Here is a 22391-nt window from a genome sequence, read left to right as displayed (position 1 = left end):
TTTCCGGGGCCCCTGTCGACCCGTTGCCCGGCGGGGAGGACCGGTTGGACCGGCTGCGCCCGCAGCCCGACCGGTCCGACCGGCGTCGGGCCCTCAGGGCAGGCGCTCCACTGGAACGCGCTGTCGGGCAAACGGGCCCGGACCGTCGGCAACAATGCGCCCCCACTGCTCGGCGAAAGCCCCCCAGAGCGTGCGCAGCCGCTTCTCCTCGCGCCCCACCTCGGCAACGACTGCGCCCGGTTCGAGGCCCAGGGCGTGCAGCGGACCGACGTCCGCCGCACCCCAGGTGCGTATGTCATCGGCCAGCACCTCGGGGTGGAACTGAACACCCCACACAGCCGTGCCGATCCGGTACGCCTGGTGGGTGCAGCGCTCGCTGGTGAGCAGCGGAACGGCGCCCTCGGGCAGGGTGGCCGTCTCCTCCCAGTGCCACTGCACTGCGCGCAACCAGCTGTCCTGGTCCACGAGGGGCGCGAACAGTGGGTCGGTGAAGGCGGCTTGATGGGAGATCAGGTCGCCCAGTCCGACCTCGGGCAGGGCAGCGTGCCGGACCTCGCCCCCGCAGGCCACTGTCAGCAGTTCCATGCCCAGGCAGATCCCCAGCGTGGGAAGGTCCCAGGCTACGGCCTGCCGCAGCAGTTTCCGCACCTGTGGCAGCCAGGGCGCCTGCTCCTCGTCGTACGGGCCCATGGATCCGCCGAGGACCAGCAGCCCGTGGTACGCGTCCAGGGTGCGCGGCAGTGTGTCGCCGGCCCAGGGGCGACAGAGGTCGATCACCAGGCCCTGGTCGGCGAGGCGTTCACCGAACCGGGCGGGGCCCGTGCCGTCCTCGTGCTCCACGACGAGCACCCGCGCGCCGCTCACAGCCGCCCCGCCTCGACGATGCGGCGCAGGAAGGCGCGGGTGCGCTCCTGCTGAGGGTCGCCGAAGATCTGCTCCGGCGGGCCTTCCTCCAGCAGTACGCCCTGATGAAGAAAGCACACCTTGTTCGACACCTCCCGGGCGAAGCCCATCTCATGGGTGGCCAGCAGCATGGTCATGCCGCCCTCGGCCAGTTCGCGGACGATGGCCAGTACTTCGGCGACGAGCTCGGGGTCGAGGGCCGAGGTGATCTCGTCGAGCAGCAGTGCGCGGGGGCCGGTGGCCAGGGCACGTACGATGGCCACCCGCTGCTGCTGACCGCCGGAGAGCCGGTCGGGCATGCTGTCGGCCTTGTCGGCCAGGCCGACGCGCGCGAGCAGGGCGCGGGCCCGCTCCTCGGCCTCGACGCGTGGTATCCCGCGCACCTGCATCGGTGCGAGGGCGACATTGCGCACCACGCTCATGTGCGGGAACAGATTGAAGTGCTGGAAGACCATGCCGACATCGCGGCGCAGCCGGTCCACATCGGTGCCGCGGCCGGAGGCGACATCACCGCCGACCCGGATCTCGCCCCCGCTGATCTCCTCCAGGCCGTTGATGCAGCGCAGCAGGGTGGACTTGCCGCTGCCGGAGGCCCCGATCAGGGTGACCACCTGGTGCTGGGCCACGGTCAGGTCGATGCCGCGGAGCACGGGGGTCTGCCCGTAGCTCTTGTGCACCCCGTCGATCTCGATGAAGGCCATGTCAGGCTCTCTTGCCGCGGCGCTGCTCACGTGCCACCAGCCGGTCCACCAACCGGGCCTGCGGGATCGTGATGAGGATGAAGAGCGCCGCGACCACGGTCACCGAGGACAGGTTGAAGTGGTTGGACGCGAAGATCTTCGACTGGTTGAAGGCGTCGATGGTGCCGATGACATTCACCAGCGCGGTGTCCTTCTGCAGGCTGATGAAGTCGTTGAGCAGCGGCGGTACGACGCGGCGGGTGGCCTGCGGCAGCACCACATGGCGCAGCGTGGCGCTGTGCGAGAGGCCGAGTGAACGGGCCGCCGCGCTCTGGCCGGGTGCGATGGACTCGATGCCGGCCCGGAACACTTCGGCGACGTACGCGCCGTAGGTGAGGGTGAGCGCGAGGATCGCGAACCACACCGGGCTGAGGGAGCTGAGCACCGGCACCTCGGCGAGCGGCAGTCCGAAGCCGATCAGATAGATGACGATGATCGCCGGTACGGCGCGGAAGCCGTCGATGTACGCCGTGGCGAGCAGGCGCAGCGGGCGGCCGGTACGCCCCGGCGCCATCCGGGCGAGAGCGAGCGCCAGTCCCCAGACGAGGATCAGGATCTGCGCGGCGACGGCGATGAAGAGGTTGGTGCCGAACGCGGAGGCGGTCTCCCGCAGGCTGATCCCGATCACTTCGCCGTCGAGGAAAGTGCGCTGCACGGCACGGTCATTGGCGAACAGGAACCAGACCGCGCCGAGCAGGACGAGTGCGGCCAGACACCAGCCCAGTACGGTACGGGCGTCCTCGCGGCCCTCGGACGCGGCCCGCCGGGCGTCGGCCCGCCGGCCCTGGGACCAGGCCGCGGCGGCGGCGCGGCCCGAGCGCACAGCCCGCAGCGCGGGCCTCAGCAGGGTGAGCACGGCGACGGCCACGACGACCGCCCCGCCGGCGACCGGCAGGGCGGAGCCGGGCAGGACCTTGCTCACGGACTGGGCGGTGGCGGCGGTCAGTGTCACGGTGACCAGGACGGCCGCCACTGCGGCGGCCGCGAGCGGCAGCGCCGGCCGGGGCGGGGTGGCCTTCGGCGGCTCGGTCCGCTCGGCCTTCAACACAGTCAACAGATCGGAGGACACGGTCATTTGGCGCTCCACACCGCGATGGCCGCCGGGTCCCCGCCGAAGGCCTGGGCCAGGTAGGTGGAGGAGAGCTTGTCGAGCGTGCCGTCCTTCTTCATCGCGTCGATGGCCCCGTCGAGGGCGGCGGAGTTCTTGCCGCCCTTGGGGTACAGCGCTCCGTACGACTCGCCTGTGTCGTACTGCCCGATCACCTTGAGCTTGCCCTTGGACTCCTGGGCCTTGCCGAGCACGATGGCGACATCGGTGAGCGCGGCGTCGATCTGGCCCGCCTGGAGCGCGGCCTGCAGCTCGACATCGCCCGCGAACACCTTCGGCTGGCTCTTCGGGTGGAGGCGGTCGCGGACGAAGTCGGCGCCCGTCGTGCCCTGCTTCACGCCGAGCCGCAGGCCCGCGATGTTGTCCTCGGTCACCTTGGACCCGGACTTGACCAGCACGCCGATGTCGGAGGAGAAGTACGGCGATGAGAAGTCCACGACCTTGCGGCGGGCGTCGGTGATGGAGATCTCCGCGAGCGCCATGTCGAAGTCCTGGGCCTTGCCCGCGACGAGCGCGTCGAAGGACACATTGCGCACGGTGAGTTTGGACAGGCCGGCCCGGTAGGCGAGGTTCGCGGCCATGCAGTACTCGTACCCGCTGTCGATCCGACGCACGGTGTCGCCGTTCCACCAGCCGGGGCTGGGAAGGTCACCGACCACGGTGAGAGTGCCCTTCTCGACGGTCTTGAGGTGGATCGAGCCGCGGGCACCGGTCACCTTGCACGTGCCGTAGGCGCGGGACCCCTTGGCATCGGTGGTGTGGGTGGTGGAGTCATCGCCGCCGGCCGCGGAACCGCCGCAGGACGTGAGGGCCGCGAGCAACGCGGCGGTGAGTGCGGGCAGGGCAAACGTACGGAGGCTGCGCATGGAGCTCCTAGAGGAGAGGTGCCGGGAAGCGGTGGCGCCACATTGCCCAAAACGTTTTTGTACGTCAAGACCTCGAGGTCAGCGAAAGAAAAACGTTTTGGGTTCCGGGGGTGCGGACAGACCGTTCTCTGGCACTCTTGAGGCCGCCGCGCGTTGGAGCTCGGTGGATGACACGGAAGGGCGACCACAGCATGACCAGCCGGAAATCGGCACGGGCCGGGGAGGTCGGCCGGCGGATCGGTATCCGCGACGTGGCGCAGGCCACCGGCCTGTCCATCACCACCGTGTCCCACGCCCTGCACGGCAAGGGCCAGATCGCCCCGGCCACCCGCGAGCGCGTCCGCCGCGCCGCCGAGGAACTCGGCTACCGCCCCGACCCCGTGGCCCGCGGACTGGTCTCCGGACGCACCGGCATCCTTGGACTGGCCGTAGGCCATATGTCGGACCGCCCGTGGGCCGGCACCTACCGCCCGTACTATGCGGCGTTCTCGGCCGGTGCCACCATGACCGCCGTCGAGCGGGACTACGCCCTCGTCGTCGTCCCGAGCGATCCGGCCTCCGGGCTGTGGGCCCGCGTCCCGATGGACGGCCTCATCATCGTCGACCCGGTACGGGAGGACCCGCTGCTCGCGGACTGCGCGCGCCGCCGCATGCCGGTGGTCACCGACGGCCGCCCCATCGACCCGGGTTACGAGGATGTACCCACCGTGGAGAGCGACTTGGAGCATGGCATGGCCGAAGTCCTCGACCACCTGCGGGACTTTGGCGCCAGACGGGTCGGTCTCCTCTCGGGCCCGGAACCCGACGCGTACACCCAGGATTCCGAACGCCTCTACCGCGAGTGGTGCGCCGCGGCCGGCCGGCCGGCGCTCGTCGAGACACCGGCTGCCTCCGAGGATCCGGTGGAGGCGGCGCTACGGCTTCTGTCCGGCCCCGACCGCCCGGACGCGGTCCACGGCCTCAACGAGACGTACGGCCAGGCCCTGGTGATCGCGGCCCGGAGGCTGGGTCTGCGCATCCCCGACGACCTGATGGTCAGTGTGATGCGCGAGAGCGACCAGTCCTGCGGCACCGAGGACTGGGATGTACCGCTGACCGCCCTGAGCCTGGACGCGCGCCGCCTGGGCGCCGAGTCCGTGACGATACTGATCGATGTCCTGGACGGAAAAGCACCGCGCAATGTGATGGTGCCGTGCACCGTCGTGGTCCGGAGGTCCACACTCCGTGCGTGAACGGTGCCGGGCCCGCAGGGGGCGCAAACCAGGTGCCGCTGATGCGGGGTCAGGGACGGTGGCCCATCCCGGTTCTTCGCAGGGAACCAGCGCCTTCAGGCGGGCAGGGAGTCCGGTCCCGAAACCTGCGGCGCAAAGCGTTGCGACATCGCGCGGCCGCTCGCCGGCGGGCTGCTGGGCCGGCCCGACGGCATCTGGGTATGTCTGGACACCTTGGAGTCGCGGCTGCGCCCGACCGGGAGCCCCACGTCGGTGGTCTCGCTGGTCGCGACTGCCGAGCGGCTCGCGGGCGACACGGCGCTGCTGCGCGATCCGCGGGTCGTGGAGGAGACAGCCGTCGCCCATGTGCACGAACTCGCCGAGGTTCTCGCGGCTTTGGAGCAGGTGTGGAGTCCTGGGGGTGTGCCGGGCGGATCGCCGTTCACCGGGCTCGGGATCTGGGCCGGGTCCGCAGTGGTGGGCCCGGGCAGCCGGGTGCGGGGGGCGCGGATCGAGTACGGCCGTGCGCGGCTGAGCATCGCGCGCAAGGGCCTGCCCGAACTCCGGGCCGAGGGGATGGTGGGTGAACTCGCCCGCTGGGCCGGGCCGTTGCTGGATCCCGCCGTGCACGCCACCGTGTACGCGGGCCGGCGGCGGGCTCTCGTCAAGTGGCTGGAGCGGCTGGAGCGGGCCGTGTTCGGCGGGCCGGCCCGGTGGAGTGTCTCGGGTGGGCGGGACGAGGAGGTGCCCCCCCGGGTCGCTCGACGCGTCCGGGCTCGGACGGTGGCTGCACTCCCGTTTTCCTGGGCAGAGGGTCTCGGCGGGGCTCGTGACCGCCGACTCGCTCCGGCTGGACGACCAGCTCACGGCCACCGGCCGGCTGACGGTGACCGCACACGGAGCCTGACGGCGGGGAAGCGGGGCGGACTCCCGAAGACGGTGTCCGTCCGGCGTCGGCTGCTGCCCGGCGGCGACCGGCGGCACGCGCCGGACTGCCCGGTCCCAAATCCCGGGTGGCCCGGCGAGGTGGACAGCACCGGGACAGAGCCGGCCCTCGCCCGGGGTCTGCTGATGTATCCGTGTCCTGCCCAGAATCCGGGTCCGCGAGGAGGCCGGCCACCGTGCCTGCGTACTGTGGCCGCGGTCGGGGACAGGGGGCCCGGGCGGGACACGGGTCCGTGCCGGTACGGGGCATCAGCATCAGGACCTGCGGATCGGTGGTTGCCGCGGAGGGCTCCGGCCCGCGGACGAAATCGAGGTGCGCGCGACCCCCGGTGTTGACAAGCTGCGCCGGTGAACCGTGAACAGATCTCCAGGATCGCCCATGCTGATCACCCGATAAAGTCTCCGCTCGACGACGACTCGGTGCGCCGGCTGCTGGAACGAGGGCTCCCGCGCGGCGACGAGCGTGTACTCGACCTCGGTTGCGGGGGCGGGGAGTGGCTCCTGCGCGCCCTGGCCACGCGCCCGCGCCTGCACGCCGAGGGCGTGGACGTCTCCGAGGACGCCCTGGCACAGGCCCGCCGGGCCGCGAACGACCGCGGCGTCCAGGAGCGCCTGATCCTCCATCACCAGGAGGCCGGGGACTTCGTCTCCTCGCACTCGTTCGACCTGGTGCTCAGCGTCGGGGCCACGCATGCCTACGGCGGTCTGCTCCCCACCCTCGAGGCGGCACGCAAGCACCTGGCTCCCGGCGGCCGCGCCCTTATCGGTGAGGGGTTCTGGGACCGTGCCCCTTCCCAGGAGGCCATCGAGATGCTCGGGGACTTCACCGACCTGGCGACCACCGTGGACCGCGTCGTCGCCGACGGGTGGACTCCTGTCGACGGGCACGTCAGCACACGCCGTGAGCTGGACGACTACGAATGGGCCTGCTGGGGGTCGCTGGCCTCATGGGCCCTGGACCACCCTGCCGATCCGGACAGCTCGCACGCGCTCACGACAGCCACCACCCGTCGCTCCGAATGGCTGCGCGTCTACCGGGACACCTGGGGCTTCGTCTGTCTGGTCCTGCGCCGGGCGTCCGACCGCCCGTGAACCAGCCCCGGTGCTTCAGGGCCCGTCCCGGCAGATCACACCGCTGCGACGCGGCGGCCGGCCCGGCCGCTTCCGCCGCAGGACGGCCGGTGATCTCGCGGCTGAGGTGCTTGCCACGAAAAGCCCGGAAGACTCGGGGCAGGACGAGGGGGCTTGCCAGGACATGACCGGGGCCGGCGGGAGCCGGCGGCTGCGGGGCCCTGTGGCGGTGCGGGGTCAGGCCTTCCCGTCCAGGGCCTGGACGGCCGCCTTGGCCGCCTTCTCCACCAGTTGGACGCCGTCCGCCATGCTGACGCTGCCCCGCGACAGCACGGCCACCAGGCGGTCGTGTCCGTCCACCCGGACGAGACCGATGCTGTTGACGTCCCAGCGGCCCGTCGCGGTCCGCTGCAGCCAGCCGTTCTTCAGGCCGGTGACGGGGCCGGCCGCAGAAACGCCCCAGTCCTGGCCTGCCGCTATGCCGCCCATGAGGCCGCGCAGGTAGGCCCGGGACGCCTGGTCCAGTGGGGAGTCGGCACCGAAGACTGCGCGCAGCAGGGCGAGCTGATCGGTCGCGGTGGTCTGGGTGAGCCCCCAGTGCCCGTCGCCGCCGCCGGTCGTGCCGGTCAGGCCGAGCCTGCGGTTGGCGGCGTTCAGGCCCGGCGCCTGGCCGATCACGCGCCACAGCGCGTCGGCGGACGCGTTGTCACTGATCCGGATCATCGACGCGGCGGACGCCTTCTCCTGCTCCGTGAGCCCGCGGTGCTGGTCCTGGGCCTTGAGCAGCAGGGCCGCCAGGATGTCGACCTTCACGATGCTCGCCGTGTCGTACGTCGTCCCCGCCTGCACGCCGTACCGTGCCGCGCGGCCGTCGGCCGGATCGAGCACCGCCACCGAGAGCGAGGCGGGGGTGGCCGCCACGACCGGCGCGAGCCGCCGGGCCAGCGCCTGGTCAGGAGCCGCACCGGGAGCCACACCGGTCCCGGCGGTCCGCAGGGCCGCCACGGACACCGCCGGCGGGTGCGCCGCCGTGGCGGACGCGGACGGCAGCGTGAGGCTCGCGGCCGCCCGGGCTGTGCCGGGCGCGGGCTCCGCCATCGGGCCCGGCCGCGGGACGGCCCTGGCCCCGTCGGCCCTGGCCGCGTCGGCGAAGCCGCTCGTCGCCGCCCAGCCGGTCATGACGAGCGCGAGCGCGGCCAGGGCGTAGCGCGAAGAGTGGCGCCGGGCGACCGTGGCGACCAGCGGAGCGAACGAATGGCGAGACATGGCGCGAGGATAAAAAGACCATCCATGAAATCGCTGTGTCCCACGTAACAGCTACGCGACACAGTTCGTGATTCCGCACACACCCACCCATAAAAGGACTCTGAGGAAGTAGCACCCAATGAGGTCATCAATGAACTTTTCGTGCGGGTCCAGTCGCTCACGGCGACCATGACGGGATTCCTCTCCCACGACGGACGGGACTGACGGGAACGGCCGAGGAAGAAGCTCTTGCGCTGCTGCGGCGACTCGCTCGAGAGCGCGCGTCCGGTCGGCACGGGCCGTCTCGTCCGGGCAGGACCGGATGCGCTCCTCGTCAAAGGTTCGCCGAGCGGCACGCGACGCTGCGCACCCGGCGGGCCGACGGGGCGCGCCGCTCACCGGCGGAATACGAAGACGGGACTGCCGCCGCTGGTACAACCGACGTCGAACCTCAGTCACCCGGCGGCAGGACGGACCCATGGGTTTCAGCGACAGCGGCGCGCACCAGGCCAGGGCAATCGGCCGGTACGGCCTGTGGACCACGGCTCTGCACGCCCCGAAGCCGTCCCGCGATACGGAAGTCGCCGAGGCCGCCGCGGAATTGGAGGAACTCGGCTACGGCGCCCTGTGGCTCGGCGGCAGCGGCGTCGAGCACGCGGCGCCGCTGATCGAGGCGACCTCGGCCATCACCGTCGCCACTGGCATCCTCAGCATCTGGCGATACGAGGCGCAGGACACGGCCGCCCGCTGGTCCGCCCTGGAGGCCGCCCACCCCGGCCGGTTCCTGCTCGGCCTCGGAGTCAGCCACGCCGGGCTCGCCGAGCAGTACAAGCGCCCGTACGCGGCGATGAACGACTATCTGAGCGCACTGGACGCGGCCGAAGTCCCGGCCGGCCGCCGGGTGCTGGCCGCCCTCGGCCCGAAGATGCTCGAGCTCGCCCGCGACCGCGCTGCGGGCGCCCACCCGTACCTGGTCACCCCGGAACACACCGCCCGGGCACGTGAGAAGCTCGGCAAGGGCCCGCTGCTCGCGCCGGAGTTCACCGTGGTCCTGGAGGCCGATCCGGGCCGTGCACGGGCGACCGCCCGCCGGATGCTGGCGTTCTACCTGCTCCTGCCCAACTACACCAACAACTGGCTGCGCCTGGGGTTCACCGAGGACGACTTCGCAGGCGGGGGCAGCGACCACTTGATCGACACGCTCTTCGGCTGGGGTGACGAGCAACGGGTGCGCGAGCGGATCGATGCTTTCCTCGACGCGGGCGCCGACCACGTCGCCGTGCAGACGCTGGCCCCGGACGGCGATCAAGCCGCCCTGCCCCGGGAGCACTGGCGGCGGTTAGCTGCCGCGCTGGAACTTTGAAAGGTGCCGCAGGGGCCCGGCGGGCATTTCCAGGACCGGGCCGTGCCTTCCCCGGGAACGCTGCGGACCGTGAGCTGCGCGTCGATGGTGTGCGGGGTGCCGCAGCGGGCGCTCTTCCGGGTGTCCCCACGCGTCCTCGAATGAGGCGCCGCTACGTGTCGAAGCCGTAGCCGCGACCGGCGAGCAGCCGCCGGGGCCGGTGGCGTGGGCGGCCGCGCAAGCCCCCAAGCCATTGCAGCGGCACTCAGGGGGCTGCGTCGAGGTGGCGGCCCGCCCTGCCCCGGCGTGACCCTCGTACAGGGGTTCCCAGTCCCCGGCGGCCCCCGTCGGGATCTCACCCGCGCGCCGGACGCAGCTCGTGACCTTCACGGCGTCGCGCAGCCGAGCAGCTGATGAGCCGTCACCATTGTTTGATGTCAGGGCTGTTCGCGGATCGATTACGCCCTCTTGCACAGCACACCCGACATGCACATGCTAGTCATCGCGATTTCTACTCGCATAGATCCGCCGACGGCAACACGGCTTCATCCTGAACGCGCACCCCCCTTTCCCCGGCGTCCCGCCATCACACGGGACGCCGCACGCTCACAGGAGGAACCTTGAACAGACGTATGACGCGACGCAACGCCCTGGCGCTCTCCCTGTGCGCCACGACGGTCGTCGCGCTGGCGGGCGCCGCCGCACCCGCGGCGGGCGCAGCGGCACGGCCGCAGACCCCGGCGGCCGCTTCGTCGTCGACGGTGACCCGCATCGAGGACCGGACGGCAAAGGCGGTGGCCGCGTCGCTGGCGAACGTTCGGTGGCGGGAGGAACTGCGTTCGGCGGTACTGAAGTCGAACGAGGTCGATCTACGCGCGGTGACCGCGGGCGCGGCAAGCGCGGCGGGCAAGGGGCTGGCGGGCGCGGTGGCCGGTGCCGACCGGCGGATCGTGACAGCGAAGGGGCTGGACAGCAGTGTGGGTTCGCTGCTGCGGCTGCGGCTGGGCACAGAGGCGATGAAGAAGGAACTGACTGCGGGGACAAGCCCGTTGGTGGCGGTGACTGCGCAGGATGACGACGCGGCGACGGTGACGGCGTACGACAGCCGGGGCCGGGCGCACACCCTGGACGCGACGAAGGCGCCGCAGCAGGCGGTGTATGTGATCGACCTGGACGTGTCCAGGGCGGTGGCGGCGGGCCTGGACCTGCTGAACAAGGAGCTGGCGAAGGACGGCCTGACCACGCCGGCGGCCGACCGGGCAACGGCGGCGAGCGCAACGGCGGCGGCCGGCGGTTTCTGGACGACCAAGGTCGACGCGGTGTACCTCAACGACGACGAGGAGCCGTGGACTTCGGGTGACGCGGAGATCTTCTCGCTGGTCAGCGGCTTCGGGCTGGACGGCAAGGTACGGGTGGACTCGGTCGACATGCCCTATCTGGACACGGACCATCACACGTACTACCCGAACCAGATCCTGGTGAACTGGTCGAACTACAAGTACAACTTGGCCGACGTGGTGATGATGGAGGACGACGGCGACACGAACTACGCCGCGCTCACCAAGGCCATCGCCGACGCGCTGCTGACGATCACCGACCAGGGCGCGTACGTGCCCCTGGTGAACGCGGTCCTGGACGCCGTCCCCACGTCCTGGTACACCAACGACCCCGACTACGTGGACTCCTGGTACACACTCTCGGTCAATTCCGCCGGCACCCTGCACGGAGCTCGCGGCAACGGCTGGATGCAGGTCTCCAAGTACTGGGTCCAGCAGTTCTGACCGCCCTTTTCGAACCTGCGGCGCCTCCTCGCCGCCTCCAGGGCCCGAACTCTCCACCGTTCGGGCCCTGGCCCGGCTCAGGACCCACGGCGCGGCGGGCGGGACGGGGCACCGCTTTGATGGAACGCCGCCCCGTCCGGCCGGAATTGGTCCCGTTTGGGTGTTCGTCGCCCCCACCGCGGACCCGGGGCCGTTCGACGCAGTGGCCGAGCGGCCCCGGTCGGTCACGTGACCTGGCGGGGTGAGCCCGGCAGGGGGTGACCCGTACGCCAGGTGTCCTCGTGGCCGCCGGCTGTGAGTCTTCGCCGGCCCCGTGACGTGCCGCTCGTCGCGGCAGCCGGGCTCTGGTGTGCGCACCTTCGGCCCCTCGGGACGCGTACGCCTGGGCCCTGGGGCCGGGGCCCAGCAGCATTTCCAGGGGGCAGGGAGAAGCGGCGAGAACCCGGCGGCCGCCGACATGCGAGCGCGGCGTGCCACCGCCCTGTGCGGGTGGTGGCACGCCGGCTCGGAAGGGCGGCACGCCGGGGTCACAAGGTGCCCCCTTGGTCAGTGGCGGTGCAGGGGCCGGTCAGCGGCGGTAGCCCCAGGACTGGGTGTCCACGGTGCGGCCGCGGTCGTCGCGCAGGGTGGCCTTGTCGGCGTAGTTGCCCCAGATGTAGTCCCAGCTGCCCTGGTAGACGTCCCGGCGGGTGTCGTGGCCGCGCCCGGTGTGGACGCGGACCGTGGCGTAGCCGGGCAGGCGCAGGTCGTCGAAGCGGTAGCGGTTGCCGTCGCGGTCCGAGAGCGTCCATCCGTCCAGGTCGACCGCGCGGCGGCCGGTGTTGGTGACCTCCACCCACTCCCGGTTCAGGGACCGGTTCGACCAGTCGTCGCGGCCGGGGCTGTTGTACTGGATGTCGCCGAGGACAACGTTGGAGTACGACTGGTGACGGCCGTGCCCGTATCCGTGGCCGTGCCCGTGGCCGCTGTCGGCGGATGCCGGCATCGCCGCCGCGGCGACGACGGAGCCGGCCGCCAGAGCGGTAGCGGCAATACGGCGGACGGTACGAGAAGCAGACATTGATGTCCCCTCGAGCAAGTAAGGGCGCCCAGGGCCCGGTCAAGGGCCGTGCTGCGCGGTGCGGATCCCGGCCCCTCAGGCCGAGAACCCACAGCCTGGAGCACCTCCCCCGCCACCGGCACCGAATCCGTTTCGTGTTACTTAATGCGGACATTTCCGTAACTCGCGATTGCACTGTTCACGTATCCCGCCCGGGCGTGCCCCTGAGATCGGCTGCCGGGTCCACGCATCCGCCCCGCAGCCGGGAGGAAGCCTTCCCGGCCCCCCGGGCACCCCGACCGCACCGGTCCGCAAGCCGCCCGTCGAGCAGCACGCCGATCGGTAACAGGCACAATGGCGTGCAATTCAGACACCCGTCGTGTGGCCGAACATCCGCCCTGCGGCCGCAGTGGTTGTCTCCGCCCTCCGGCCCGAAGACCCCGGGCCCGGGGATGTCGACGGCGGCGGCCGGGAACCACGTGCGGCCGGCTCGCCACCGCCACCGCCACGGCGGGCGGATGGGCGGTGCAGCCGACGGCCCGTCATGAGCCGACTTCATCGACGCGGGTGCGCGGTCCGCCTCGGGCGGCTTCCGGCGGGTGAGGGCGGACGGCATCGGGGACGGCCTGCGCAACGAGGGAGGGATTCTCCGGCGGCACCACCTGGTGACGGCCGGGAGAAGAACCCGTTCGGCATGGGCGAGACGCTCGGCCGGTGCACGGTTTTGCGCACGGCGGGCGCTGCTGGAGCCGGTGCCGGACACCATCGAAGTCCCCCGGGCCGGGGGCGCAAGAAGCCGGACAGTCTCCTCGGCGCGGACATTTCTTTTCCGGGAGTTCTTCGTGCGCCCGGCTTGCCGGGCCTTTCAGGGGATCGGGAATATCCTGAACAGCAATCTCTTGTCCGGTTATGCCTGTCGGGGATTCCGTTCCCTGGAACAACCGTACGAGCTTTGGTTTCCACCGGCATGAGACCGGTCTCATGCCTCCCCCGTCCCCTTGCCCTGCAACGGAGAGGTCCATGAACACGATGCGTGTCGCCCAGGTCAGCGCCGCGGGCGGGAAGTTCGAAATCGTCGAGCGGGAACTGCCGCAGCCCGGCCCCGGCCACGTCCGGATCACCGTCGAGGCGGCGGGCATCTGTCACACCGATGCGGGCTTCGTCCACGCCGGCTTTCCCGGCGTGCAGTTCCCGCTGGTCACCGGCCACGAGGTCGCCGGGCGGATCGACGCCCTCGGCGAAGGGGTGACTGGATGGCAGGTCGGCGACCGTGTCGAGGTCGGCTGGTTCGGTGGCCACTGCGGCCACTGCCTGCCCTGCCGTGAAGGCGACTTCATCGACTGCCAGAACCTTCAGGTTCCCGGCTGGGCCTATCCCGGCGGCTTCGCCGACGCCATGGTGGCCCCCGATACCGCGCTCTCGCGCATTCCTGACGGATTGCCGGCCGCCCTGGCCGCGCCGCTCGGCTGCGCCGGCGTCACCACGTTCAACGCTCTGCGGCACAGCTCTGCCCGGCCTGGTGACCTCGTGGCGGTCCTCGGCGTCGGCGGTCTGGGACACCTCGGAGTCCAGTACGCCAGCCAGTTCGGCTTCGACACCGTCGCCATCGCCCGCGGCCGGGACAAGGAGCCACTGGCCCGAGAGCTCGGCGCCCGGCACTACATCGACAGCAGCGCCGCCAACGTCGCCGAAGCCCTCCAAGCGCTGGGGGGCGCCCGCGTCGTGCTCGCCACGGCAGCCAACTCCGACGCGATGTCCGCCACCGTCGACGGCCTGCGTCACCGTGGGCAGCTGATCGTCCTCGGCGTTACCCCCGAGCCGCTGCAGATCAGCCCGCTGCAGCTGATCGGGGGAAGCCGCTCCGTCCACGGCCACCCGTCCGGCACCGCCCAGGACATCCAGGACACCATGACGTTCAGCGCGCAGACCGGGGTGAAGCCCATGGTGGAGACGGTGCCGCTGGAGGAAGTCGACGACGCCTTCCAGCGGATGCTCAGCGGCGCAGCCCGTTTCCGCATGGTGCTCACCACCGGAAACTGACCGCCGGCTGCCCCGGGTATGTGGAGCGGATCGGCGATCCTTCCCTGCGCGCCCCGGCGCCGCAACCGGTATCGGTGACCTGACCGCCAGGGCCCTGGCTGCCGTCGGCCCGTCTGCGCGCCCCGGTCCGCCGCCCGGGCCGTAAGGGTGCCGGCCGCAGCCCGGTCAGAGCGCCTGGAGCCGCGCTGAACCCGGCCGGCCGCACGCTCTGCCGCTTGACGACGGCGCAGGAACCCGCGATCGCCGCCGCAGGCCGTTCGGGGCCCGGCCGCCTGCGGGTTCAGCCGAGGGCGCGGTCGAGGTTGAATGCGGCGCTGATGAGGGAGAGGTGGGTGAAGGCCTGCGGGAAGTTGCCGAGTTGTTCTCCCGTCGGTCCGATCTCCTCCGCGTACAGGCCGAGATGGTTGGAGTAGGTGAGCATTTTCTCGAAGGCCAGGCGGGCCTCCTCCAGGCGGCCGGCCCGGGTGAGGGCTTCGATGTACCAGAATGAGCAGATCGAAAAAGTGCCCTCCGTGCCCGGCAGGCCGTCCGGGCTTGCTCCCGTGTCGTAGCGGTAGACGAGCGAGTCGGCGACCAGCTTCGTGCCAAGGGCGTCCAGCGTCGCGAGCCATTTCGGGTCGACCGGGGAGACGAACTTGACCAGGGGCATCATCAGCACGGAGGCGTCCAGGACGTCGCCGTCCAGTTGCTGGACGAAGGCACCGGCCTCGGCCGACCAGCCGCGTCGCATGATCTGCCGGTAGATCGCGTCACGGCTGCGCCCCCACCGGACCAGATCGGCCGGCAGGCCGCGCCGGGTCGCCATGCGCATGGCCCGTTCGATCGCCACCCAGCACATCAGGCGCGAGTACAAGAAGTCCCGTCGTCCCCCGCGGATCTCCCACACGCCTTCATCGGGCTGGTCCCAGTGGTCGCAGACCCAGTCCACCACGGCGCCGACCTCGTCCCAGCGGTGGCTGCTGATGGGCTGCCCCCACTTGTCGTACAGGTAGATGGAGTCGATGAGCGCTCCGTAGATGTCCAGCTGGAGCTGGGTCGCGGCGGCGTTTCCCACCCGCACCGGGGACGAGCCCAAGTACCCCTCGAAATGTGCTAGTTCGTGCTCGGGCAGCTCGCGGCGTCCGTCGATGCCGTACATGATCTGCAGCGGTCCGGTGGCCTCGTCCTCGCACATGATGCAGGAGGACAGAAAGCCCATGAACGCTTCGGCCTCCGAGGTGAAGCCCAGCCTGAGCATGGCGTAGATGCAGAAGGCGGCGTCCCTGACCCACGTGTACCGGTAGTCCCAGTTACGCCCGCATCCGATCTCCTCGGGCAGGCTCGTCGTCGGCGCAGCCACGATCGCGCCGGTCGGCGCGTAGACGAGCAGCTTCAGGGTCAGCGCGGAGCGGTGCACCATCTCCCGCCACCGTCCGTGGTAGCGCGAGGCGCCCAGCCAGTGCCGCCAGAAGCGGACCGTGGCCTGGAACTCGTCCTCCGCCTCGCGCCGGGCGCACCCCCGCGGAGCGACCTCGGCCCCGATCCGGTCGAGGGCGAAGACCGCGGACTCGCCTTCCAGCAGCTTGAAATGTGACCAGGCATCCGTGCCGTCGCATTCGAGCGGCACGGTGGCCGTCAGCGCCAGGGACAGGTTCCTGGATTCGAAGTGTGCCCTGTCGCCCTCCAGGCGTGCGCTGTGCGGCTCGGTCCCGTATCCGAAGCGGGGGGCCACCCGCGCGGTGAACGGGAGCGAGCCCCGGACGCAGAGCAGGCGTCTGATCAGCCGGTGCCGGTGGGCCTCGCCCGATTGGTCGCCGATGGGCATGAAGTCCTGGATCTCGCCCACCCCGTCCGGGGCGAAGAACCGTGTGATCAGCACATTGGTGTCGGGAAAGTAGAACTGGCGGGTCCGCGCGGGCACGTCGGCGGCCAGCTGAAACGATCCGCCCCGGTCCGCGTCCAGGATGGAGCCGAACACGCTGGGTGCGTCGAATCGCGGGCAGCAGTACCAGTCGATCGTGCCGTCGGTGCCCACGAGCGCGACGGTACGCAGGTCGCCGATCAGGCCGTGGTCGGCGATCGGCAGGTAGCGCGGGGGGCCTGCCCCTTGCCCGTCTCCACTGAGTCCAGCACTCTCGAACGCCATGCCAGGCCTCCCTGCCACCGCGACGCCACCGTCACGAAGCCGAAAACAACCCTGATAACAGTTTAAATCGCCACGTTTTTGTCTCCGGGTCTGCCGCTTCAGCCGCCTTTGCCGTGTGCCGCGCCGTGGCTGCGAGGGCGGTTCGCCGGCCTCGCAGTCACGGCGCAATCACCGGCCGTGCGTTCATGCGGCGGGCGGCGTGGGCCTGCGCAGGTGGGCCAGATCGTCGGGTGGCGGGGTGTCGGGCCGGTGGAAGAGGGGGGTCTGGTCGACGGCGGCCGCCGGGGCGTCGGCCAGCTGGAAGCGCTCGCGCAGCCGGTGGTAGAACTCCAGCGGTGCCAGACGGGCCAGGCGCAGCCGGTACGGTGCGCGGTAGGTCGCCACCCAGTCCCCCGGCTCCAGTACGCCGCGCGTCTGCCCGTCGATGCTCACGGCCACCCGGCCGGAATGCGGCAGCACGCGGACCACCACCGCCTCGTCGGCCGTGGCTATCACGGTGCGGCTGAAGGCCATGTGCGGAGCGACCGGGGTGAAAACGATGGCGTCGGCGGCAGGGTCCAGAACCGGCCCTCCCGCGGCGAAGTTGTAGGCGGTCGAGCCGGTGGGGGTTGCCACGATCACCGCGTCGGCCGAGTAGGAGGCGAGCAGCTGCCCGGCCAGGTACACGGCCACGCTCGTCTGCCGGTCCCGGGCGAGTTTTTCCAGGACCACGTCATTGACGGCGGTGACGTCCAGGGCGACACCCCAGCCGACCGGCTGTGCCCCGGCGGGGCGCACGGCCGGGGCGGGCAGCGCGGGGCCGCGCCCGTAGCACAGCACCGTGTCCAGGCCGACGGGCGTGCGAAGCGGGCGCGACGCGCGCAGGGTGAGCACCATCCGCTCCTCGATCACCGCCTGATCACGGTGGAGGACGTCCAGAGCCTCCTCCACCTGGTCGGTGGTGATCTCGGTGAGGAAGCCGAGCCGGCCCACGTTCACGCCCAGCACCGCCGCCCCGTCCTTGGCGGCGATCCGCGCCCCGCGCAAAAACGTGCCGTCACCGCCGAACGTGATGATCATCCCGGGATGGCCCGCCGCCTCGGCCTCCTCCTGGCCACCGTGCCGCAGCTCCCCGTCCCGCCACACGTCGATGTCGGTGCAGGCAACGCCGCGCGCGGCACACCACAGGCGGGCGGCCTGCGCCGCCGCGACGGCGGCGGGCCGGCCTTGGTGGACAACCAGACCCAGCCGATTCAGAGGCATCACTTCTCACCGTAGACCGCCCCCACCCGCCGCGCAGATCGCAACAGATCCCCCCGGCGCAGCGGCAGGAGCGGCGTGCCACCGCCCGGTGCGGGTGGTGGTACGCCGGGGTCGCAAGGGTGCGCCCCGGTCGGGGGCGGGCCGGCTCAGCGGGCGCAGGAGTCCTCGCCCGCTGAGCCGGTCCGCGCGGGCGGGGCGGGCTCGTTGCGCACTGTGGTGTCCGCCGGGTCGCTTGCTGCCGGCCCCGGCCGGGCCGGCTCCGAGGCTGCCGGCCGGTCCTGTGCCGGCTGTTTCGGCAAGGTCGGGCCTGCTGTCACGGGGCTCAGGTGCGGCCCGCCGGCCCCGTATGAAGATCGGAACCGGGTGTACGCACGGCGGGTCACCGCCAACCGTGTTCGAGCCGCCGGTCGTGGCCGTCCCGCCGGCGCGATCCCGGTGTTCCCCGCGCCGCCCGTCGCCGTCCGGACAGCACCCGAGGGCAAGGTGACCCGAGGGCAAGGTGAACGAGTCCGCCGGGCTCGTCCCGCCCCCGGGGCTTCGCCCTGGGGCAGCGCCCGGTCCTTCACAGCTCGATGCTCTCCCCTGCTTCGAACACCTCGGTGTCGGCGCCGGATCGTCCGGCCTCGCCCGCAGGAAACATCCCGGCCGGGCCCGTTCCGGTCTCCGGGACGTAGGAGTCGTACATGGGGTGGGCGCGGTCCGGGACGTTTTCTTCGGCGTCGGGCGTCGCCGCGGTGACAGCACGGTGGCAAAACCGCTTCGTGGTCGCCCGCTGTGCGGTTTCTCGCCGTCCTCGTCAGCGAGGGCAGCGGGGACCGGCGGGTGCTGCGGCCTGTGTTTCAGGCAGCCGGGCGCCAGTACGGGTCGCGTCCGACGAAAGCCAGCAGCGTGTGTGCCCGGTCGCCCCCCTGCGCCTGCTGCAGGGCCGGGGCGAAGACACCGAAGGAGTCGCTAAGCCGGTCGACGAGCTGATCCGCCGCGACCCACAGGCCCTCGGCCAACTCCTGCTCCAGGGGAAGGTCCTGGCCGGTCGCGACCGCGATGTCCCAGGCATGTATCCCGGCGTCCAACGCTGCTGCCACAGCCCCGAGCCGGACGGGCAGCGGGCCCAGCGGCGTCGGCACGCGGGCGGCGTCCGCCGGCAGCCGGGCGAACGCGTCGGACACCGCCGCCAGGGCACCGTCCAGGGCCTGGACGTGATGCCCGCCGAGGACGTCGGCGGGCTGGAAGGGGTCGGACTGCGGGCCGCCCTCTCCGGTGATGGCCGCCGCGTACGCCTGCTGGTCCAGCCGTGCGTGGTTCAGCACCTGACGCACCGTCCATCGGTCGCACGGGGTTGCCGCGTCCCACCGCCCGGCCGGAACGCCCGCAACCGCCGCACGCAGGTACGTGTGAGCCCGCTCCAGCACCTTGAGACCGTCGATCGAGTCCATCTGTGCGCCCCTCCCCGTATGCCGCCGGGACCTCTCCCGGCCTGCTGAGGACAACCTACCTACCGTTGAGGACAGATGAAGTCCTCAACGCTCGCCGTGCGGCGGCCGCGGGCCCGCGTGGGCCGCGCGGGTGCGACAGGCCGCGCCCGGCTGCGGGACCGTCTCCCAACGGTGGTCGGCCCTCCTGCGACCCGGCGGTCGCACACGGCGGGCACAGGTGGCGGATCCCGTGTTCCTCCCCCGGGGGGGGCAGCGCTTCGGGGAGCACCCGGACGGGTCGCTGCAGATCGGCTCGCAGTTCAGCTGTGACCTCACGTCGACGACCATGCCCGTGAGGCCCGGCGGGACACACTCCTTGCGTGCCGGGTACCGCGTCCTGTGATCAGCGGACGGGGCATCAGCAGGCTCCCCTTGCGCGATGACGACCGGTGTCGAGAGCCCCGCCCTGAGGGCAGTTAGCTGCGCCCGGGCATGCTCAGGGGTGGAGCACGGCAAGGACGACTCGGGGAACGCGGCCGGGCGGCGGCCCGTGCGACGGGAACGGAACTTCTCCGGTCCGGCTCAACGCGCCCGTTGTCCGTTCGGTGCCATGACCAGGACCGGCAGACCGCAAAGCCCTGCGAACAGGGCCAGGTACATGACGGTGCTCGCGTCGCTGACGTGATCCTCGACGACGTGTGTGCCGAGGAAGGGCCACGTCACTGCGCCGACGCTCACGAACAGGTGGGGGCACCGCTCCCCGAGGGCCCGCATCCCGGCCCGCAGCAGCACCGGCATCGACACCACGCCCGTGAGCCCCGCCAACAGGAGCCCGAAGGACCCGGCGAACATCGTGTCCGGACCGGCCGCGCTCACGTCCTGGGCCCCTTGCCGCAGGGACGCCCGGATCCCGCAGCAGGCGACGGCCGCCACCGCGGACACGAGCGTGCCCCGCACCCAGCGGGCGGGCCCTCTTCTTCGTCATGCCCTCACCTTTGCGCGACACGGCAGCGAGGGGCTTGAGTACGCGCACCCAAGCCCCCTCCGCCTCCCGACTCCCGCCTCCCGACTCCCGCCTCCTGCCTCCTGCCTGGGGAGGCGGATCCGCCAACTGGCCTGCAGTCGTTCGACGTCGCAGGGTGCCGGCCACGGCGGCATACGGGGCGCTCGGTGAACGCCGGGCATGGCGTAGCCGGTGCGGGGGGTTTGAGGGGCGTGCCGAGGGATACCCCCGCATGCCGGAAACCCCGGCCCTATTCCGACGGGCCGGAGTTTCCGTATGCTGCGGAGGATAGTTACCACCGGTCGTAGTGGTTGCTTACCACTCCCTGTCGTAGTGGTCCCGGACCACCCGGAAGCTGCCCACGACACCGTTTTTGACGAACACGCCGCCACGGACGTGGTGACGGGTGAAGACACCGTTGCTGGTGCTCCAGGGACCGACCGTCGCAACCGGGGAACCGTTGTCGCAGGTCGCCCCGCGGAAGAACTCAACAGTCCGGCGGCTGTCGTTACGGACGTTGAAGCTCCGGGCACCCAGACCGCTGACCACCGTGATGCAGCCGTCCTCACCACGAGCCGAGTAAGAGCGCTCGTTGATGAAGATCCGGCCCTCCTCCTTGTAGCGGAAACCACCACGCTCGTTGCCGCCACGGTTGCCGCCGCCACCGCCGTAGCCGCCCTCGTTCCCCTTGCCCCCGTTGCCGGCGTTGCCACCGCCTTCACCACCGAGCGGAGCCGCGTCGGGGGCGGCCTGCTGAGCAGCCGGGGCGGCTTGCTGGACGGACGGGGCAGCAGCCGGGGCGGATCCGGCGGCCGAGGCGTAGGTGATGCCGGTAGTGGCGATGACCGCAGCGCCCACTGCGGCAGCGGTCACGGCGACAGTACGCGTCTTCATGTCACTTCTCCCTTGTCTCTGAGGGTCGGCCGGGCAACCGGCCTGTGACGAACGTACTTATGGCGCCTTTAGCTGGCATCTCGGACGTATCGCCAGGGGGCCGACCGGGTGTACGCACGCCCCGCTCCGCCCGTCGATCGCCACATGACACGCCGTCAATACATGTAAAAATAAGCTTATTTGGCACATGATTAGGCCTTCTGGGCGACTTGATGACGTCCGATCACCCTGTCGGCAGCATGTCGCCCGGCCCCCGCACACCGAAAAACCTCACCCGCCGCCCTGAACAGCCGTCACCGGCGCCCCACCCCGACCACCCCGGCCGCCACAGCGCGTGCGCCCGGATGCGGGCCGGTCCTTGCCGGCGCGGTGGACGACCGTGGCGGCGCCGGGCGGGGTGACGGCTGTCGTCGTCGCGATCATCCGGTTCGGTCCGGCGCCTCGGAGCCATGGGCGCCGCGGTTGAACGTTTGCACGCGTGGAATTCCCTCGTGGCACCGACTCCCCTGCGCCCGGATGGTGCCTGTCCTGTCTCATCGGAGTCTTTTGCTCCTGAAGCGATGGCCCGGCCTTGCCGAGGACAACGACGCTTGGCCCCGGTCGCCCGGGGCGCGGGCCGAAGAAGCCTCCGGCCCGCCGATCCGCCTGCCGATGCGCTGGAGCATGGCCGTGGAGGCATCCGCTCATGCGGCTCGGGCCGCCACACCGACGGGCCCGCCCCCTCCCGGCCGCAGGCGCGGGAGCTTCGACCGCAACGCCGCGGCACCGGCCGGTCTTCGGTGAGACCGGCCAAGGACCGGCGCGACAGGACACCCGGCCCCGGCCAAAAGTGACACCGGCACTCATCCAAAAACCCCGGGTGGTACGCAGTGACGCAGACAGTGGCACCTGCGGTTCGAGCCGTGACAGGTCACCGCCCCCTTGACCGCACGCCGAAGACAGGTCCCGGTCCGGACCCGATGGGCGAACCCCTCGAACGACGGCGCGCACCGGAAGACCGCGGCCCTCCGCTCCACTGCATCGTCGGGGCCGCTCCCCGCCCCCTGCCTGTCACGCGGCGCGGATCGACTAGCAACTAGTCAGCTGTACTGATCATCGGCGCGTCGCGACGGAGTCTGGTGCCCGACCAGCTGCGCGCGGTTCAGGCTCCTCCTTAGCTGCAAGCACAGGCCGCATGACGACAAAGGAAAGGACCGCTGCCAGAGGGGTCCGGCCGGACAAGAGGGACCGCAGGGCGAGCCGGGCACACCTGGTGCGCAGGGCAAGCAGGGTGAGCCCGGACCAGAAGGACCGCAGGGCCAGCAGGGCACGCCCGGTGCGCAGGGCGAGCAGGGTGAGCCCGGACCAGAAGGACCGCAGGGCCAGCAGGGCACGCCCGGTGCGCAGGGCGAGCAGGGTGAGCCCGGACCAGAAGGACCGCAGGG

Annotated in this window: 18 protein-coding genes; 5 read left to right on the top strand and 13 right to left on the bottom strand. The window is 71.3% G+C overall.

Annotation, left to right across the window (positions count from 1 at the left end; genetic code table 11):
• Positions 1–93: 93 nt before the first annotated feature.
• The 4 genes from ACFU6I_RS11565 to ACFU6I_RS11550 are packed head-to-tail and all read right to left on the bottom strand — an operon-like array spanning position 94 to position 3617.
• Positions 94–864, bottom strand: a complete 771-nt coding sequence (locus ACFU6I_RS11565) for a type 1 glutamine amidotransferase (protein ID WP_384364090.1) — start codon at positions 862–864, stop codon at positions 94–96.
• The gene (locus tag ACFU6I_RS11560) at positions 861–1604 is read right to left on the bottom strand and encodes an amino acid ABC transporter ATP-binding protein (RefSeq protein ID WP_384364088.1); all 744 of its coding nucleotides are present in this window, start codon (positions 1602–1604) and stop codon (positions 861–863) included. The genes ACFU6I_RS11565 and ACFU6I_RS11560 overlap by 4 nt, the downstream gene beginning before the upstream one ends.
• 1 nt (position 1605) lies before the next feature.
• Positions 1606–2718, bottom strand: coding sequence for an amino acid ABC transporter permease (locus ACFU6I_RS11555; protein WP_384364086.1), 1113 nt, complete (start codon positions 2716–2718; stop codon positions 1606–1608).
• Positions 2715–3617 (bottom strand): ABC transporter substrate-binding protein, encoded by a 903-nt coding sequence (locus ACFU6I_RS11550; protein ID WP_384364084.1) that lies wholly within the window; start codon positions 3615–3617, stop codon positions 2715–2717. The genes ACFU6I_RS11555 and ACFU6I_RS11550 overlap by 4 nt, the downstream gene beginning before the upstream one ends.
• Before the next feature lie 191 nt (positions 3618–3808).
• Here ACFU6I_RS11550 and ACFU6I_RS11545 point away from each other — a divergent pair, with 191 nt between their 5' ends.
• Positions 3809–4849, top strand: coding sequence for a LacI family DNA-binding transcriptional regulator (locus ACFU6I_RS11545; RefSeq protein WP_384364082.1), 1041 nt, complete (start codon positions 3809–3811; stop codon positions 4847–4849).
• Positions 4850–6121: 1272 nt separating this feature from the next.
• Positions 6122–6865 carry an SAM-dependent methyltransferase gene (locus ACFU6I_RS11540; RefSeq protein WP_384364080.1) on the top strand — a complete coding sequence of 248 codons (744 nt, stop codon included), beginning with the start codon at positions 6122–6124 and terminating at the stop codon, positions 6863–6865.
• Between the two features lie 216 nt (positions 6866–7081).
• Here ACFU6I_RS11540 and ACFU6I_RS11535 read toward each other — a convergent pair whose 3' ends face one another.
• On the bottom strand, positions 7082–8110 hold the full coding sequence (locus ACFU6I_RS11535; protein ID WP_384364078.1) for a serine hydrolase: 1029 nt from the start codon (positions 8108–8110) through the stop codon (positions 7082–7084).
• Between the two features lie 457 nt (positions 8111–8567).
• Between ACFU6I_RS11535 and ACFU6I_RS11530 the strand changes: the two genes are divergently transcribed.
• Positions 8568–9452, top strand: coding sequence for an LLM class F420-dependent oxidoreductase (locus tag ACFU6I_RS11530; RefSeq protein ID WP_384364076.1), 885 nt, complete (start codon positions 8568–8570; stop codon positions 9450–9452).
• A 611-nt stretch (positions 9453–10063) separates the two neighbouring features.
• The gene (locus ACFU6I_RS11525; protein WP_384364074.1) at positions 10064–11212 is read left to right on the top strand and encodes a DUF3103 family protein; all 1149 of its coding nucleotides are present in this window, start codon (positions 10064–10066) and stop codon (positions 11210–11212) included.
• A gap of 568 nt (positions 11213–11780) precedes the next feature.
• Here ACFU6I_RS11525 and ACFU6I_RS11520 read toward each other — a convergent pair.
• Positions 11781–12272 (bottom strand): lamin tail domain-containing protein, encoded by a 492-nt coding sequence (locus tag ACFU6I_RS11520; protein WP_384364072.1) that lies wholly within the window; start codon positions 12270–12272, stop codon positions 11781–11783.
• A gap of 999 nt (positions 12273–13271) precedes the next feature.
• Here ACFU6I_RS11520 and ACFU6I_RS11515 point away from each other — a divergent pair.
• Entirely contained in the window at positions 13272–14291 is a 1020-nt protein-coding gene (locus ACFU6I_RS11515) for an alcohol dehydrogenase (RefSeq protein ID WP_384364070.1), read from the top strand.
• A 280-nt stretch (positions 14292–14571) separates the two neighbouring features.
• On the opposite strand, the gene ACFU6I_RS11510 is transcribed toward ACFU6I_RS11515, so the two are convergent.
• The 7 genes from ACFU6I_RS11510 to ACFU6I_RS11480 all read right to left on the bottom strand — a co-directional run.
• Complete coding sequence (locus ACFU6I_RS11510; RefSeq protein WP_384364068.1) at positions 14572–16416, bottom strand: glycoside hydrolase family 15 protein; 1845 nt, start codon at positions 16414–16416, stop codon at positions 14572–14574.
• A gap of 183 nt (positions 16417–16599) precedes the next feature.
• The gene (locus tag ACFU6I_RS11505; protein WP_384364066.1) at positions 16600–17658 is read right to left on the bottom strand and encodes an NAD(+)/NADH kinase; all 1059 of its coding nucleotides are present in this window, start codon (positions 17656–17658) and stop codon (positions 16600–16602) included.
• A gap of 562 nt (positions 17659–18220) precedes the next feature.
• Positions 18221–18343: a hypothetical protein gene (locus ACFU6I_RS11500; protein WP_384364064.1), complete on the bottom strand. Its 123-nt coding sequence runs from the start codon at positions 18341–18343 to the stop codon at positions 18221–18223.
• Between the two features lie 154 nt (positions 18344–18497).
• Positions 18498–19091 (bottom strand): TIGR03086 family metal-binding protein, encoded by a 594-nt coding sequence (locus tag ACFU6I_RS11495; protein WP_384364062.1) that lies wholly within the window; start codon positions 19089–19091, stop codon positions 18498–18500.
• 561 nt (positions 19092–19652) lie between these two features.
• Positions 19653–19946 (bottom strand): hypothetical protein, encoded by a 294-nt coding sequence (locus ACFU6I_RS11490; RefSeq protein ID WP_384364060.1) that lies wholly within the window; start codon positions 19944–19946, stop codon positions 19653–19655.
• 442 nt (positions 19947–20388) lie between these two features.
• Positions 20389–20967, bottom strand: a complete 579-nt coding sequence (locus ACFU6I_RS11485; RefSeq protein WP_384364058.1) for a hypothetical protein — start codon at positions 20965–20967, stop codon at positions 20389–20391.
• Between the two features lie 1092 nt (positions 20968–22059).
• Positions 22060–22391: hypothetical protein (locus ACFU6I_RS11480; RefSeq protein WP_384364056.1), on the bottom strand; the 332-nt coding region annotated here is incomplete at its 5' end.

It is taken from the genome of Streptomyces sp. NPDC057486 (assembly GCF_042802415.1).
GTDB lineage: Bacteria > Actinomycetota > Actinomycetes > Streptomycetales > Streptomycetaceae > Streptomyces > Streptomyces yanii.
The sequence above is the reverse complement of the archived record's forward strand: the minus strand, read 5'-3'. Positions and strand labels throughout refer to the sequence as shown.